Source organism: Longimicrobium sp., from assembly GCF_036280135.1.
Classification (GTDB): Bacteria; Gemmatimonadota; Gemmatimonadetes; order Longimicrobiales; family Longimicrobiaceae; genus Longimicrobium.
Genome location: NZ_DASURI010000650.1, coordinates 1 through 15,266, shown reverse-complemented (window position 1 = coordinate 15,266; position 15,266 = coordinate 1). Strand labels below are relative to the sequence as shown.

Annotated in this window: 12 protein-coding genes; 7 read left to right on the top strand and 5 right to left on the bottom strand. The window is 70.7% G+C overall.

Annotated elements, in window-relative coordinates:
• Positions 1–181, bottom strand: a 181-nt coding sequence (locus tag VFZ20_RS21185) for a hypothetical protein (RefSeq protein ID WP_329685940.1), incomplete at its 3' end; no start/stop codon positions are given.
• A gap of 358 nt (positions 182–539) precedes the next feature.
• Here VFZ20_RS21185 and VFZ20_RS21180 point away from each other — a divergent pair.
• The 5 genes from VFZ20_RS21180 to VFZ20_RS21160 all read left to right on the top strand — a co-directional run bounded on the left by VFZ20_RS21180 (position 540) and on the right by VFZ20_RS21160 (position 8,395).
• Positions 540–719, top strand: a complete 180-nt coding sequence (locus VFZ20_RS21180) for a hypothetical protein (protein WP_329685939.1) — start codon at positions 540–542, stop codon at positions 717–719.
• A gap of 225 nt (positions 720–944) precedes the next feature.
• Positions 945–3,818 carry an aminomethyl-transferring glycine dehydrogenase gene (gene gcvP / locus VFZ20_RS21175; RefSeq protein ID WP_329685938.1) on the top strand — a complete coding sequence of 958 codons (2,874 nt, stop codon included), beginning with the start codon at positions 945–947 and terminating at the stop codon, positions 3,816–3,818.
• A 267-nt stretch (positions 3,819–4,085) separates the two neighbouring features.
• Positions 4,086–4,310 carry a hypothetical protein gene (locus VFZ20_RS21170; protein ID WP_329685937.1) on the top strand — a complete coding sequence of 75 codons (225 nt, stop codon included), beginning with the start codon at positions 4,086–4,088 and terminating at the stop codon, positions 4,308–4,310.
• A 411-nt stretch (positions 4,311–4,721) separates the two neighbouring features.
• Complete coding sequence (locus VFZ20_RS21165) at positions 4,722–7,910, top strand: NYN domain-containing protein (protein WP_329685936.1); 3,189 nt, start codon at positions 4,722–4,724, stop codon at positions 7,908–7,910.
• A gap of 32 nt (positions 7,911–7,942) precedes the next feature.
• Positions 7,943–8,395: a hypothetical protein gene (locus VFZ20_RS21160; RefSeq protein WP_329685935.1), complete on the top strand. Its 453-nt coding sequence runs from the start codon at positions 7,943–7,945 to the stop codon at positions 8,393–8,395.
• Positions 8,396–8,711: 316 nt separating this feature from the next.
• On the opposite strand, the gene VFZ20_RS21155 is transcribed toward VFZ20_RS21160, so the two are convergent.
• Positions 8,712–8,936: a DUF3072 domain-containing protein gene (locus VFZ20_RS21155; RefSeq protein ID WP_329685934.1), complete on the bottom strand. Its 225-nt coding sequence runs from the start codon at positions 8,934–8,936 to the stop codon at positions 8,712–8,714.
• 171 nt (positions 8,937–9,107) lie between these two features.
• On the opposite strand from VFZ20_RS21155, the gene VFZ20_RS21150 reads away from it, so the two are divergent.
• Positions 9,108–10,049 carry an ABC transporter ATP-binding protein gene (locus VFZ20_RS21150; RefSeq protein ID WP_329685933.1) on the top strand — a complete coding sequence of 314 codons (942 nt, stop codon included), beginning with the start codon at positions 9,108–9,110 and terminating at the stop codon, positions 10,047–10,049.
• The gene (locus VFZ20_RS21145) at positions 10,042–11,076 is read left to right on the top strand and encodes an ABC transporter permease (RefSeq protein WP_329685932.1); all 1,035 of its coding nucleotides are present in this window, start codon (positions 10,042–10,044) and stop codon (positions 11,074–11,076) included. Before VFZ20_RS21150 ends, VFZ20_RS21145 begins: the two co-directional genes overlap by 8 nt.
• Positions 11,077–11,157: 81 nt before the next feature.
• Here the strand turns inward: VFZ20_RS21145 and VFZ20_RS21140 are convergent, their stop codons facing one another.
• The 3 genes from VFZ20_RS21140 to VFZ20_RS21130 all read right to left on the bottom strand — a co-directional run bounded on the left by VFZ20_RS21140 (position 11,158) and on the right by VFZ20_RS21130 (position 14,844).
• Positions 11,158–12,570, bottom strand: coding sequence for a S8 family peptidase (locus tag VFZ20_RS21140; protein WP_329685931.1), 1,413 nt, complete (start codon positions 12,568–12,570; stop codon positions 11,158–11,160).
• 97 nt (positions 12,571–12,667) lie between these two features.
• On the bottom strand, positions 12,668–13,570 hold the full coding sequence (locus VFZ20_RS21135; RefSeq protein ID WP_329685930.1) for a hypothetical protein: 903 nt from the start codon (positions 13,568–13,570) through the stop codon (positions 12,668–12,670).
• A 209-nt stretch (positions 13,571–13,779) separates the two neighbouring features.
• Positions 13,780–14,844, bottom strand: a complete 1,065-nt coding sequence (locus VFZ20_RS21130; protein WP_329685929.1) for an LLM class flavin-dependent oxidoreductase — start codon at positions 14,842–14,844, stop codon at positions 13,780–13,782.
• Positions 14,845–15,266: the final 422 nt, after the last annotated feature.

The following is a 15,266-nucleotide window of genomic DNA, read 5'->3' as shown; positions in this document are numbered from 1 at the left end:
GGTCCGGCGTGGACCACACGGTCTCGGAAAGCCGGCCGTCCAGCACGATGTCGGTGGCGCGGTGGGCGTTGACGCCCGGGGTGCCGGCGGCGGCGTGTGCGCCGTCCTGGGCGGGGGCGGGCGCGGCGGCCAGCAGGGAGCCGGCGGCCGCGGCCAGCAGGCGATAGGAGAAAACGCGCATGGGCGTGTGCGTCGTTGAAAGGCGAGACGGAACGAACGCCCTCTATGACGCAGCCCGGCGCCAGAAAGTTTAGTCCGTACATTTCGCGACGAGCTGGACGGAATTGGCGGGAGGCGCGAACGCGGCGGGGCGCGGAGTAGCGGGCGAAAGCCGCCGCCGGCGGGGATCGGATGGACTTCCGCAGGTGGATTGGGGAGAACACGTTCCGCGCGGTCGCCACGCGGGGCGGAGATCCACCGCGGGCGTCGCGGAACGATTTTCTTGTGATCCGGATCCCCCCGCACTACTCTCTTGGGGCCAACACGCGCGGGGCGATCCGCATCTCCCGCGATTCCACGGAGTTTCCGAGGAGGCAGCCATGGACCAGCGATTCAAGCTCGACGTGGGCAGCATCACCGTGACGTCGTTCAACACCGCCAGGGACGAGAAGGCGGGCGACGCGCACCTCGCCCTCATCACGCGCAGCACCATCAACATCTGCTGCGTCGACACGGTCTGCGCGACCAAGGCCGAGTGCTCCACCGAGACCTGCGCCTGAGCTGGCCACGGATTCGGCAGCCGCACGCCGAACCGCCCGGACGCCGCCGCCACGCACCCGCGTGGCGGCGGCGTTCCCACGTCCGGGGCGAGCCCTTCCGCGCGCGAACCCGTCCCCTTGACCGGTTGTATACTGTATCTCGCGGTGCCCCGGGGTTTGCCATCCGGGGGGCGGGCGGATAGATTCCGCCGCCTTCACCGCCCACCTCCGTAAGAGACCTAGATCGTGGATAGATCTGCACTTACCCATACCGATACCTTCGTCCGCCGCCACGTGGGGCCGGACGAGGTCGAGATCGGGCGCATGCTGCAGGCGCTGGGCTACCGCTCGCTGGACGAGCTGGTGGACGCCACGGTGCCGGCGTCCATCCGCCTGGGCCGGCCGCTGGCCCTGGGGCCGGAGCGCAGCGAGTACGAGCTGCTGCGGGAGCTGCGGACCATGATGTCGCGCAACCGCGTGTTCCGCAGCTACCTGGGCATGGGCTACCACGACTGCATCGTGCCGCCCGTCATCCAGCGCAACATCCTGGAGAACCCGGGCTGGTACACGCAGTACACGCCCTACCAGGCCGAGATCGCCCAGGGGCGGCTGGAGGCGCTGCTCAACTTCCAGACGGCCGTGGTGGACCTGACGGGGCTGCCCATCGCCAACGCGTCGCTGCTGGACGAGGGCACGGCCGCCGCCGAGGCCATGGCCATGGCGTACGGCATCGGGGGCAGCGAGCAGCGCAACACGTTCTTCGTCAGCCAGCTGTGCCACCCCCAGACCATTGACGTGGTGCGCACGCGCGCCCACGCCCGCGGCATCGAGGTGGTGGTGGGCGACCACGACGCGTTCGACTTCAGCGCGCCCATCTTTGGCGCGCTGCTGCAGTACCCCGCGTCGGACGGCGAGGTGATCGACTACCGGCCGTTCACCCAGCGCGCCCGCGAGGAAGGGATCGTCGTCGTGGCGGCGGCGGACCTGCTCTCGCTCGTCCTGCTCACGCCCCCGGGCGAGTGGGGCGCGGACATGTGCGTGGGCACGTCGCAGCGTTTTGGCGTGCCCATGGGCTTCGGCGGGCCGCACGCGGCGTTCTTCAGCTGCCGCGACGAGTACAAGCGACAGATCCCCGGCCGCATCATCGGGGTGAGCGTGGACGCGCAGGGCAACCCTGCGCTGCGCATGGCCTTGCAGACGCGCGAGCAGCACATCCGCCGCGAAAAGGCCACCAGCAACATCTGCACGGCGCAGGTGCTGCTGGCGGTGATGGCGGGGATGTACGCCGTCTACCACGGACCCACGGGCCTGCGCCGCATCGCGGAGCGGGTGCACACGCTGGCGGAGCTGCTGGCGGCCGGCGCCGAGCGGCTCAACTACCGCGTGGTGCACGGCGCCTTCTTCGACACGGTGCGCATCGACGTGGGCACGCGGGTGGGCGGCATTTTGGCCGCCGCGCGCGACCGCGGCATCAACCTGCGCGAGTACGACGAGACGTCCATCTGCATCGCCCTGGACGAGTCCACGGGCGTGGAGGACGTGGAGGAGGTGCTCGTGGCGCTCAACCGCGGCTCGTCGCTGCCCTTTGCCGTGGACGAGCTGCTGGACGGCCTCACGAGCGGCATCCGCGACGGCTTCGAGCGTTCGAGCGACATCCTCACGCACCCGGTCTTCAACAGCTACCACTCCGAGACGGAGATGATGCGGTACATCCGCAAGCTGGAGAGCCGGGACCTGTCGCTCACGCACAGCATGATCCCCCTGGGGTCGTGCACCATGAAGCTCAACGCCACGGTGGAGATGCTCCCCGTGACGTGGGCCGAGGTGGGCCGCATTCACCCGTTCGCCCCGCCGGAGCAGGTCACGGGCTACCTGGAGCTGTTCCGCACGTTGGAAGGCGCCCTGGCCGAGATCACGGGCTTCGACGCCGTGTCGCTGCAGCCCAACGCGGGTAGCCAGGGCGAGTTCGCGGGGCTGCTCGTCATCCGCGATTATCACGAGGGCCGCGGCGAGGGGCACCGCGACGTGTGCCTGATCCCCCAGTCCGCGCACGGCACCAACCCGGCGTCGGCGGTGATGGCGGGGATGAAGGTGGTGGTCGTGGCGTCCACGAGCGAGGGCAACGTGGACTTGGACGACCTGCGCCGTAAGGCGGAGCAGCACGCGAACGACCTCGCCGCGCTCATGATCACCTATCCGTCCACGCACGGCGTGTTCGAGGAGGAGATCCGCGAGATCTGCGAGATCGTCCACGCGCGGGGCGGGCAGGTGTACATGGACGGTGCCAACATGAACGCGCAGGTGGGCCTGTGCCGCCCGGGCGACTTTGGCGCGGACGTGTGCCACCTGAACCTGCACAAGACGTTCTGCATCCCCCACGGCGGGGGCGGTCCGGGGATGGGGCCCATCTGCGTCAAGGCGCACCTGGCGCCGTACCTGCCGGGCCACCCGGTCATCAAGGTGGGCGGCAACGAGCACGGCGCCGTGTCGGCCGCGCCCTGGGGCAGCCCCAGCATCCTGCCCATCAGCTGGGTGTACATCAACCTGATGGGCGGCGAGGGGCTCACGCACGCCACCAAGGTGGCCATCCTGAACGCCAACTACATCGCGCGGCGGCTGGACGAGCACTACCCCGTGCTGTACCGCGGCGCCAACGGCACGGTGGCGCACGAGTGCATCGTGGACATGCGGCCCCTCAAGGGGTCGGCGGGAATCGAGGTGGAGGACATTGCCAAGCGGCTGATGGACTACGGCTTCCACGCCCCCACCGTCAGCTTCCCCGTCGCGGGGACGATGATGATCGAGCCCACGGAGAGCGAGGCCCTGCCGGAGCTGGACCGGTTCATCGACGCCATGATCCGCATCCGCGAGGAGATCCGCGAGATCGAGGCGGGGATCGCCGACCGGCAGGACAACGTGCTCAAGAACGCGCCGCACACGGCCGCCATGGTCATGGCGGACGCGTGGACGCACGCGTACGGCCGCGAAAAGGCCGCGTTCCCGGCGGAGTGGGTGCGCGAGCGCAAGTTCTGGCCGCACGTGGCGCGCGTGAACAACGCGGCGGGCGACCGCAACCTGGTGTGCAGCTGCCCCCCCGTGGACATGTACGCCCAAGTGTGACCGGCTGACCGATTTCGGTTGATGACGCAACCCGGCCCGGCGCTCCTTCGCGGAGCGCCGGGCCGGGTTGCGTTTTGCGCGAAGGCCGCCCCGGTGCACCCACCCACGACGGACCTGTCGGTGCAGGCCTGGCACAGGCCGGCATGCGGGTTCTCAGCTGCGAATCATGCCGATTGCGGATGTGGGCCGGTGAGGCTGTCTCCCCGCCGGAGCGAATGAATTCGCCGCTGGAAAGGCACGAAGTCCGCCTGCGCGGACTGCCCCAGCGTGGGAGACGCCCTGTGCACCGCGGCGGGGCTCGATGGCTCGAACACGGCCGATGTGCACAGCGGTGGCGTGCGGCAGGAGCTGTCGGCGAAGGCCGACATCGCGCAGTCAAAGCCGCGAATTCATTCGCCGTGGCTGGGGCGCCGCGAATACCGGTTCAGAGCCGCAACTGGCAACATGCGCCGTGGCTGGGGCGCCGCGATGCCGATTCAGATCCGCGACTGACATCATTCGCCGGGTGTCAACGCCGGCCTGGGACTCGGCCATCCCACGCCGCGCCCGACCCGGCACGAGCCCGCCTGCCGGAAGGCCGCCCCCGGTGCACCCACCCGCCCGGTGCACGAGCCGTCGGTGCAGGCCGACATCACGCTTCCCGTGCCGCGACTTCAGTCGCCGGGCCCGGCGGGGGCCCATCTCCCACTCTCGATCACCCGCGCTCTTCATCCTCCGCGGCGTCCGTCCTGCATCGGTGCCCGTCGTGCATCCACGTCCACCGGTTTCGCGCATCGCGCATCACATCCGCCTTCACACGTTTACGGCGTTGACTCCGGCGACTCGGGCGCCTATCCATGCAGCGGACATCCCGCGTATCCGCGCGATGCCGTATCCGTATGCTCGTATCCGCAAGGGACAGACATGAGTGAACAGAAGAAAATCGCCCTCTTCGTCGATTTCGATAACATCTACCTGGGACTGCGCGAGACCTCGCGCGAGGCGGCGGAGGCGTTCGCCACGCGGCCGCACGTGTGGCTGCGGTGGATCGAGCACGGCATGCCCATGGAGCCCCGGCCGGAGCACGCCGGGCCCAAGGAGAACCGCGTGCTCATCCGCCAGTGCTACCTGAACCCCGACACGTTCGGCAAGTACCGCGGCTACTTCACCCGCAGCGGGTTCACCGTCGTGGACTGCCCGTCGCTCACCAGCCGCGGCAAGAACAGCAGCGACATCGTGATGGTGATGGACATCCTCGACGCGCTGCGCCACGAGACGCACTTTGACCGCTTCGTCATCATGTCGGCGGACGCGGACTTTACCCCCGTGCTGCAGCGGCTGCGCGCGCACGACCGGCGCACGGCCGTCCTGGTCAGCGGCCAGGCCGCCCCCGCCTACCGCGCCGCCTGCGACCGGCTGATCAACGAGGACGCGTTCATCGAGCTGGCGCTGGAGATCCAGCCCGCGCCCGAGCCGCAGCGGATGCTCGCCCCCGTGCCGTCGCCCGCGTCCTCCGCGTCGCCCGCCGCGCCCGTGACGCCCGCCGTGGCCGCCATCCGCGACCCGGAGCTGCTGGCGGCCATGGGGCGGCGCATCTACGAGGAGGCCAGCTCCAGCGGCACCCTGTCGGCGTCGGAGCTGCCGCGCATTCTCCGCGAGTTCAAGGAGTTCACGCCGACGAGCAACTGGCTGGGCTACTACTCGCTGCAGAGCCTGACGGAAGCCATCCTGGCGCACCGCAACGACCTGCGCATCACGGACGACGACCCGTGGCGCATTGCCGTGGTCCAGGCGGACGAGCGCCTGGCGGCCAACGGCGGCGCGCCGGCCGCGCGGACAGCGGAGCCCGGCCCGGACAACGACGCCCTCCGCGACCGCGTGGTGGAGCTCGTGGCGCGCATGGTGGCCGATTCACCCGAGCCGGTGGTGATGGGCAAGGCGGCGCACGCGGCCATCCAGGAGGCCGGCCCCATGATCACCGAGACGCGCTGGCTGGGCCACGGCACGTTCAAGAACCTGCTCCTGAGCGCGCCGGAGCTTCCGTTCAAGGTGGTCGCGTTCCCCCTGCCCGGCTTTCTGTACGATCCCGCGCGGCACGCGTCGCCGGCGGAGCGCGCGGCCGCGGCGGACGGGCTGTCGGAGCTGGACGGCGAGATGGCGTCGCTCATCCGCCGCATCCACCAGCTCACGGACGCGCCCAAGCTCACGCCGCGGCAGTACGGCGTGCTGTTCCGCGTGATGGCCAAGGAGCTGGGCCGCGCGCCGTACAATCTGATGAGCACGGGCAAGGCCGTCCGCGACCAGTGCGTGGAGCGCGGCGAGCCCATCGCGCGGCAGAGCATCACGCTGGTGCTGCGCGGGCTGGGCTACGCCGGGTACCGCTTCTGGGACCCGCCGCACCGCGCGGAGAACCTGGCGAACACGTATCGCGGCAACCTCCTCAACCTGCTGCGGCAGGCGCAGGTTACGCTCAACGACGACGAGCTGCGGATGCTGGACGAGTGGCTCGTCAGCACGCCCCAGGAGCCCTCGGCGGATGCGCCCGCGCCCACCTCGGTCGATGCAAAGGCGAAAGTCCGCGCCGCGCCGGTGGATGCGGATGCCGATCGCGCGCCGGAGCCCGATTACGCCGCGTGGGCCGATGCGCTCCTCGCGTCCGCCCACCCGCGCGCGGCCGAGCCGGCGCCCCAGCCCGCCGCGGACGCCGCGCCGGCCGATGCGCCCGGGCCGGATCCGTTCGTCTGGCCGCCGCCGGATGCGCTGCGCTTTGAGCAGGAGCACCCCTGGAGGCCACGCGACGGCGAGCCCCCCGTCCGCCCCGAATCCATTTTCGGCGACCTCGCGAACGCGTCCGGTCCCGCGGAATCGGCCGATTGGGTGGATTCCACGGAGCCGGCGGAAGTGACCGATTCTGCGGATTCTGCGGAGCCGGTGGAAGCGACTGATTCGGTGGATTCAGTGACGCCGGCGGCAGCGGCCGATTCCGCGGAGGCCATCGAGCCGACGCACCCCGCGTCGTCCGTCTACGATGCGTTCGCCTGGCCGCCGTCCGACGCGCTCGAAGGCCACCCCGCCGACGCGCCCGCGTCATCCGATGCCGCGGATCAGCCGTCGTCCGATGCGCCCGCGCCGCCGGCTACTGACGAACCCACACGAGTCGAAACGATGACGTTGGATGAACAGCCCGTGGGCGCCGCGCCGCCGGCCGTGAACGCGGATTCCGATGCGCCGCAGCCCATCACGAGCGCCGATGACGCGGATGCGTCGCACCCCGTCGTGATCAAGGCCGATGCGGTCGATGCGGAGACGCAGGCCGCCGCGCCGACGGATGCCGACGACGCGGACGCGATCCCCGTCGAGCTCTCGGACGACCACGGCCCGCGCGGCCCCGACGTCGTCACGGCCGAGTGGGAGATGTCCGCCGATCCCGCCGACGTCGCAGCGCCCGTTGACCTCTCAGTGCCGGAGCACGCGTCGTCCGCCGACCCCGCGCCCGCCGACGACGCACAGGATGCGTCGTCTGACGCACAGCCCGACGCGTCCGCCGATCCACCATCCACCGACGCGTCCGAACACGAGGTCGTCCCCGCCGCGTGGGAGCCGGCGGAACCCGTCGTCGTGAATCAGCCCTCCACGGATCAAGCGGATGCAGATCAGCCGTCCGCGAATCAGCCGGCGGCCGATGAGCCCGGCCCCGTCGCCGCGGACACGTCAGCGGATGCGGATCAGCCCCAGCCCGACGGCCGATCGGCTGCGCCGGCAGACGGAGCCGCGCGGGACGAGCCGGCGGACATCTTCACGCCGTACTGGGAGCCGGCGGACGGGCCCGCCTCCGCGCCGGAAGCGCCGCCCGCCGATCCGCCGTCATCCGCCGGGGAAGCACCGCGCGAGCCGCAGCCCACGAGCGACGTCGTGACGCCGCAGTGGGAGCCCGTCGGCGAGGCGCCGCACGACGCCGCGCCCGGAGCGCCGGCGCAGATGGACGCGTTCCCCGCGGAGCCGCGCCCCGCGAACGAAGACGCGCCGCGGGGTGCGCACGTCGAGCCCGTCAGCGCCGCGCCGGACGCCGCGCCGGAGCAGGACGATGCGCCGCCGCCCGCGCCGCGGCCGTGACGCATCGACCTCCCATCCGCACAGGAACGACGATGCGCGCACTCCGGATGATCCGCGGGCTGCTCCTGGCCGTGCTGCTGCTGGCGTCCGCGTCGGCGGCGGGCGCGCAGACGCGGCCACACACGCCGCCGCGCGGCAGCCCCGAGCGCCAGGCGCTGATGGACGCGCTGCGCGAGACCGTGCGGCGCGAGGTGGGCAGGCCGGCCATCTTTGAAGTCCGCGAGCTGCGCGTGCTGGGCGAGTGGGCCTTTGCCGACGTGGACCCGCGCAACCCCGACGGCACGCCGCTGGATTATCGCGGCACGCCCATGGAAGAGGCTTGGCGCGAGGGCATGATGAGCGACGGCATGTACGCCCTGCTCCGCCGCCGGGACGGGCGGTGGCGGGTGGTGCGCCACGTCATCGGCCCCACGGACGTGTCGTGGATCGGCTGGGACGAGGCGTTTCGCGCGCCCCGTGCCCTGTTCCCGTATCCCGAGCCGTAGCAACGAGTTCGGCAGATGCGGATCGCCCGTCCGGCAGCGCGCCGGGCGGGCGATCGTCGTCCGGTGGGAAAACCGGGAAGGCGTGTCCCTCAAATCCCTGGTCGCGTGGCGTGTCGGGGGGCTCGCCATGGCAGGCAACCTTAATGAGCCAGTCTCCAGTTGATGTGACGAGTTGATTGCTTCCCCCCGCGCGCACGGCGGCGGCGTACCGGTTCTCCCGGTGCGCCGTTCGCCGTTTTCACCAGGCGCATCAACGGCGAAAGGCGCGGAGCACACGGCTCCGCGCCCTTCGCGCGACGTCGACCGGCGGGGCGGCCTAGCGGCCGCGGCCCGTCTTGTCCTGCAGCTCGTCGATCTTCCTGGACGCCTCGGCCTTGGTGAGCTCGTCGTCCACCTTTTCGCCGGCCTCCTCGGCCAGCGTGTGCAGGTACGAGCGCTGGGCGCCCGTCATCGGCTCGTCGCCGGTGGTCCAGTTGTCCGGGTCCTTGATCATGTTGCCCGGGTCCTGGTCCGCGATCTCCTGCGTGCGGCGGTCCGTCATCAGAAGCCTCCCATATCCCTCAAGTGGTTTGCCGGCAACGGGTTGTGCCGAAGCATACAGCAGAAAGCGTACCAAACAAAATCCGAAGAAAGCTTGACAGCAGGCCGTGCGCCGGAGATCATCCATCGCTCCCGATGGGCCGCCGCCGTTTTCCAGGACCGCGAACCTGCCGTGACCGACACGCACGCCCCCGCCGCGCCGGCCATCCGCTGCCGCGGCCTGCACAAGCGCTTTGGCCAGACGGTGGCCGTGCGCTCGCTGGACCTGGAGGTGCGCCGCGGCGAGTGCTTTGGCCTGCTGGGGCCCAACGGCGCCGGCAAGACGACGACCATCGAGATCCTGGAAGGGCTGCAGCCCCTCAACGGCGGCGAGGTGGAGATCCTGGGGATGCGGTGGGACCGCGACGCCGCGGCCATCCGCCAGCGCCTGGGCGTGCAGCTGCAGGAAAGCGAGTTCCCCGACCGGCTCACGGCGGGCGAGATCGTGCGGATGTTCCGCGCGTTCTACGATCAGGGCCCCTCCGTGGAGGAGCTCATCGACTTCGTGCAGCTGGCCGAAAAGGCCGATACGCAGGTGCGGCACCTGTCCGGCGGGCAGCGCCAGCGGCTGTCCGTGGCGTGCGCGCTGGCCGGCGAGCCCGACATCCTGTTCCTGGACGAGCCCACGACGGGGCTGGACCCGCAGTCGCGGCGGCAGCTGTGGGACGTGGTGGATGCGTTCCGGGCGCGCGGGGGCACCATCCTGCTCACCACGCACTTCATGGACGAGGCGGAAAAGCTCTCCGACCGCATCGCCATCCTGGACCAGGGGCAGATCATTGCCCAGGGCACGCCGCAGGAGCTCATCCAGTCGCTGGGCGGCGCGCACGTCATCGACTTCGCCGCCACGGTGGAGCCCCCGGAGGACCGGCTGCGCGCCCTGCCCGGCGCCACGAACGTGCGCCGCAGCGGCGAGCGCATCCTCATCAGCGTGGACGAGCCGGCCCGCTCCCTCCCTGCCCTGCTGGAGATGATCGGCGCGGCGGGCGGCGAGCTCACGGCGCTCACCACGCACCGCGCCACCCTCGACGACGTCTTTCTCGCCATGACCGGACGAGCCCTGCGCGATGAATAGCCCCAACGCCCTGCGCGAGCTCACGCTGGCGCGCATCCGCGCATTCGTGCGCGAGCCCGAGGCCCTGTTCTGGACCTTTGGCTTTCCCATCATCATGGCACTGGGGCTGGGCATCGCCTTTCGCGAGCCGGCCGTCCAGAAGGTGATCGTGGGCGTGGAGCGCGGCACCGTGGCGGAGCGGTACGCCTCCGCGCTGCGCGGTTCCCGCGAGATCGACCTGCGCCTGGTGGCGCCCGACAGCGCCGAGACGGCCCTGCGCAAGGGCGACGTGTCGGTGCTGCTCACGGGCCGCGACACGCTCGTCTACCGCTACGACCCCGCGCGGACGGAAAGCAGCGCCGCGCGGCTCGCGGCGGACCGCGTGGTGCAGGCCGCCGGCGGCACGCGCCCGGCCGTCCCCACGGTGGAGGACCGCGACCGGCAGCCGGGCGGGCGGTACATCGACTGGGTGCTGCCGGGGCTCATCGGCCTGAACCTGATGAGCACGGGGATGTGGGGGCTCACGTTCGGGCTGGTGCAGATGCGGCAGAAGAAGCAGCTCAAGCGCATGGCCAGCACGCCCATGCGCCGCCGCGACTTTCTGCTGGCGCAGATCCTGGCCCGGCTGGCGTTCCTGGTGCTGGAGGTGCCGCCCATCATCCTGTTCGCCTGGCTGGCGTTCGGGGTGACGGTGCAGGGGTCGCTGCTGGCGCTGACGCTGATCGTGCTGGTGGGGGCGATGGCGTTCGCGGGGCTGGGGCTGCTGGCGTCCACGCGCGCCCACACCATCGAGGGCGCCAGCGGCCTGCTGAACCTGGTGATGCTGCCCATGTTCGTGCTGTCGGGCGTCTTCTTCTCGTCCAGCCGCTACCCCGACGCGCTGCAGCCCTTCGTGCAGGCCCTGCCCCTCACGGCGCTCAACGATGCCCTGCGCGCCGTCTACAACGACGGCCTGGGCTTTTCCGCCTACGCCGGCGAGCTGGCCATCCTGGTGGCATGGATGGTGGTGGCGTTCCTGCTGAGCATCCGCCTGTTCCGCTGGCAGTAGCAACGCGCGAATCCACAACGAGGACAACGGGACCGGACGTGATCGCCGTTCCCGTTGTCCCGCGTACACGCCCGGATGCGGCTACGGGCAGGCGACGCTGCCGTTGAGCGCGCAGTCGGCCAGGCGCTCCATGTCCAGCACCCCGAAGCCCGTGTCGCCCGTGCGCCGGCCGCGCCCCGTCGAGGAGCTGGCGAGCAGGCGTGTGACCTCCGCCCGGGTCCACCCGGGCTGCACGTTCAGGATCATCCACACCGCGGCCGAAACCATGGGCGCCGCGAACGACGTCCCGCTCCAGAATCGCAGATCGTTCCCCCCGTACACGCTCAGGATGAACAGGCCCGGTGCCGACACGTGGAGGTGGTCGCCGTGCGCGGACCACTCCACGCGATTGCCGGAGGGGTCGGTGGCACCCACGGCGATCACCCCGTCGTACGCCGCGGGATACACGAGGTCGTTGCCCGTTCCACCGTTGTTGCCCGCCGCGGCGACGAGAATCAGTCCGTCGCCCAGGCAATCCTTGATATGCTGCTCCACCACGGCGTCTTTCACCCGCGAGCCAAGGCTGAGGTTCACGACCTTTACACCGGACGTGCGCACGGCCGTGAGGGCGTTGCAGAACGCCAGGCTGTCGAAGCCCTTGTCGCTCCACACGTTGTACAGCTCGATGGGCGCCAGGCAGCACCCCGCGATCCCGGACGGCGGGTCCCGCAGGGCCGAGATCACCCCCGCGACGGCGCTGGCGTGGGTGGAGGTGGACGGCTTCTGGTTCGGCGCGAGCACGTTCTTCTCCGTCACGCGGCCCAGGAGCTCCGGGTGACCGGTGTTGCCGCCGTAGTCGATCACGGCGATGCTCCCCCGAGTGCCCTTCGCCTCCATCCGCTCCCAGACCTTGCGGAACCCGCACCGGTCCAGCCCCCACTGCTCCTCGGCGCGCTGGGCCGCTGCCGCGAGCTGAGCCAGCTGCTCCAGGGCCTTGAACCCGCCGCCCGTCTTCTGGGCGAACTCCGCCAGGGCGCCCAGGTTCCCATCACGTGAAAGGCCCCCGAACGGTGTGGGGTCGATGACGGGCACCGGCGCGTCCAGCGGATACTGCACGGCGGGCCGGTATGCGCGCTTGACGCGGCGGTCCCGCGTGAGCTCGGACAGCAGCCAGCCACCGTCATCCGCGTGCGCCAGGCGCAGGTGATGCGCCGCGGACAGGTTCACGAGGGCGTCCCGGGCCGGCGTACCCGGCAGGGCCAGCCTGCACGGCCCGTCCACCCACACGTGGGCCGCGCGCGCCTCGTCCAGGGGCGTGATGTGTCCACCGCCGGACCGCACGTACTCGCACGCGGCCGATGCACCCGTGTGGGATTCCTTTCCGCTGGCGTACTCCTCCCACACCAGCTTCGCGGCCTCGTCGTCCTGGAGCTCAAAGACGATCGCGTCGTTCACGACCGCCGGCCCGTCGAGCACCGGCGCGAGGAGGGAGTCTTCCTGTATTCGGCCCATCATGATTGCTCCGTCTGCAAGCGAAAGTGGGATGAACGGATCCTTCGAGAAGACGGCCTGCCGGGCGCGGACTCGCATCCGCGCCGCGGCTGGGACCGGCTCAGCCGCCGGTGGAGCCCTTGATCTGCCCGCCCAGGCAGTCCTCCACACCCAGGCCGTCGAGGGCCACGCCCTTGATGGGGAAGGGGAACTTCTTCTGGTCACCCAGCACATCCTTCCACGTCCCGCTCATGGGATCGAGCAGGTGGTACAGCCACTTGAAGTCGGGATCTGCCTGGCCCACCGCCCGCAGCCCCAGGTTCTGCCACTCCAGCGGGTTGGTCTCGCAGAAGTTGGCGACCTTCACGCGAACGACGGGATCGGCGGCGGGATCGGCCGGGGTCAGCGGGAACGCGATCTCCCGCCCGTCCGTGAACCGGCGCAGCTTGAGGGTGACCGTGTCCACGGGACACGTCCAGACGACCTCGGTCGCGAAGTCTCCCTCGTACGGGGTTTCGCCGGGTGCCAGGACATCGTCGAACGCCCAGTGCTCGCTTGTTGTTCCCGTGAAAGTCCCTTCCGACACGAGCGTGCGCATGAGAACGTGCGCGTTCGCGGGAGGGGTGGGGTCGAACAGCCCCTGGCGCAGCTGGATGCCTGTCCGCTGGGGGTGCTGTCCGTCGGGCGCGGGGGCGATCTGCTCGAACTGCGGCAGGTTCAGGCTGGGCGCGGTGGCCGCCCCGTGGTCGCCGGTCAGCGTGAAGGTGAGCTCTTCGCGGTCGAACTGGTGAATGACCTCGTTGCTGGGATGGTCTCCGCCACTGGGCTTGAAGCGGCTGTCCAGGTCCGCCAGGTCAAAGCGCAGGTACCCCACGTGGGCTTCCCCTTTGTCGCCGTCGTCATGGTTGGCCGTGCCGGACATGAGTCGCGCGTCCGGCATCAGCACCCCGACGCGCTTCTTGGCCTCGTCGACGACGTAGACGCAGATTCCCGAGAACGTCACCTCGAGTGTGAATGCTGCCATGATGGTCCTGGCCTGTGCAGAGGGTGATTCGGTGCGCGTTCCCGGTGCGGCAGTGATCTGCTACATCCCGTGACCGCAGTTGGCACCTCCATTGGAGGGCATGCCCTCCCGGTTTCCCACCCCGACTCCGGACGCGCGAAGCCCCCGACCGGATGGCTCCGGTCGGGGGCTTCTGCACTTGATCGTGGTGTGCGCGACGCGCCGTCAGCTCACGGCGAAGCGGCTTCGGCAGACGACGTTCGCCGCGCCACCTCCGCGCGGACGGCGGGGGCCACGACGGTGCCCAGCAGCTCGATGGCCCGCAGCACCTCCCGGTGCGGCATGGGGCCCACCGTCATCTGCGCCATGAAGCGCGTGTGGCCAAAGATCTCGTGCTGGAAGAGGATCTTGTCGATCACCTCCTGCGGGCCGCCCACCAGCAGCGCCCCCCGCGGCTCGCGCGCCGCGTCGAACTGCGCCCGCGTGAACGGCGGCCACCCGCGCTCCCGCCCGATGCGGCTCATCGTCTCGGCGTAGGAGGGAAAGAACACGTCCGCCGCCGTGCGCGCGTCGTTCGCCACGAACGCGTGCGAGTTGATGCTCACCCCCAGCCGCGCGGGGTCGTGCCCGGCGCGGCGCGCGGACTCGCGGTACAGCTCCACCAGCCCCGCGAACCGCTCCGGCTGCCCGCCGATGATGGCCACGGCCATCGGCAGCCCCAGCGTCCCCGCGCGGACGGCGGACTGCGGGGTGCCGCCCACGGCGATCCACACGGGCAGCGGGTCCTGCAGCGGCCGCGGATACACGCCCTGCCCCGTGAGCGGCGCGCGGTGCCGGCCGGACCACGTCACCCGCTCGTCGTCCCGGAGCTTGAGGAGCAGCTCCAGGTTCTCGGAAAAGAGCGAGTCGTAGTCCTGCAGGTCGTAGCCAAAGAGGGGAAACGATTCGATGAACGAACCCCGGCCGGCCATGAGCTCCGCGCGCCCGCCCGACAGCAGGTCCAGCGTGGCGAAGTCCTGGAACACGCGCACGGGGTCGTCCGAGCTGAGCACGGTCACGGCGCTCGCCAGGCGGATGCGCTCCGTGCGCGCCGCCAGGGCCGCGAGCACCACGGCCGGCGCGGAGACCACGTAGTCGGGCCGATGGTGCTCGCCCACGCCGAACGCGTCCAGCCCCACCTGGTCCGCCAGCACCGCCTCCTCCACCAGCTCGCGCAGCCGCTGCGCCGCGCCCCGCGGGTCGCCCGGCGCGAACCCCGGCGGATACTCCGCGAACGTGTAGACCCCGATCTCCATCCCGTCCTCCCCTTCGTTCCAGGATTCCGCCCCCGCGCACGGAAGCCAAGTTCGCGGTCGCGGCGGGAAACTTCAACGGCATTTTCTCACGCAGAGCCGCGGAGGACGCAGAGTACCCCGGACCCTGCCCGGGTGAGTCCGTGCTCCCTCTCCGGTTTCCCTCGCACGAGGAACGGCAGACGCACGCGGGGCCGACGGAGTCCAACGGCGCTGATCGGGCACCGTTGACTCCGTTGACCCCGGGTGAAAAGATACGGGTGTTTCCTGGAGAGTGGACGGGCGGAGCGGACTACGAGACGGGGGCCAGGCGGGCGTCGAACTCCACCGTGTAGGGGCCGCAGGTGCCCTCGCCCACCTCGATGTTGCGCATGATCCACACGGGCGAGCCGGGGCGCGAGATGCGCACCTCGTACGTCCCCGCG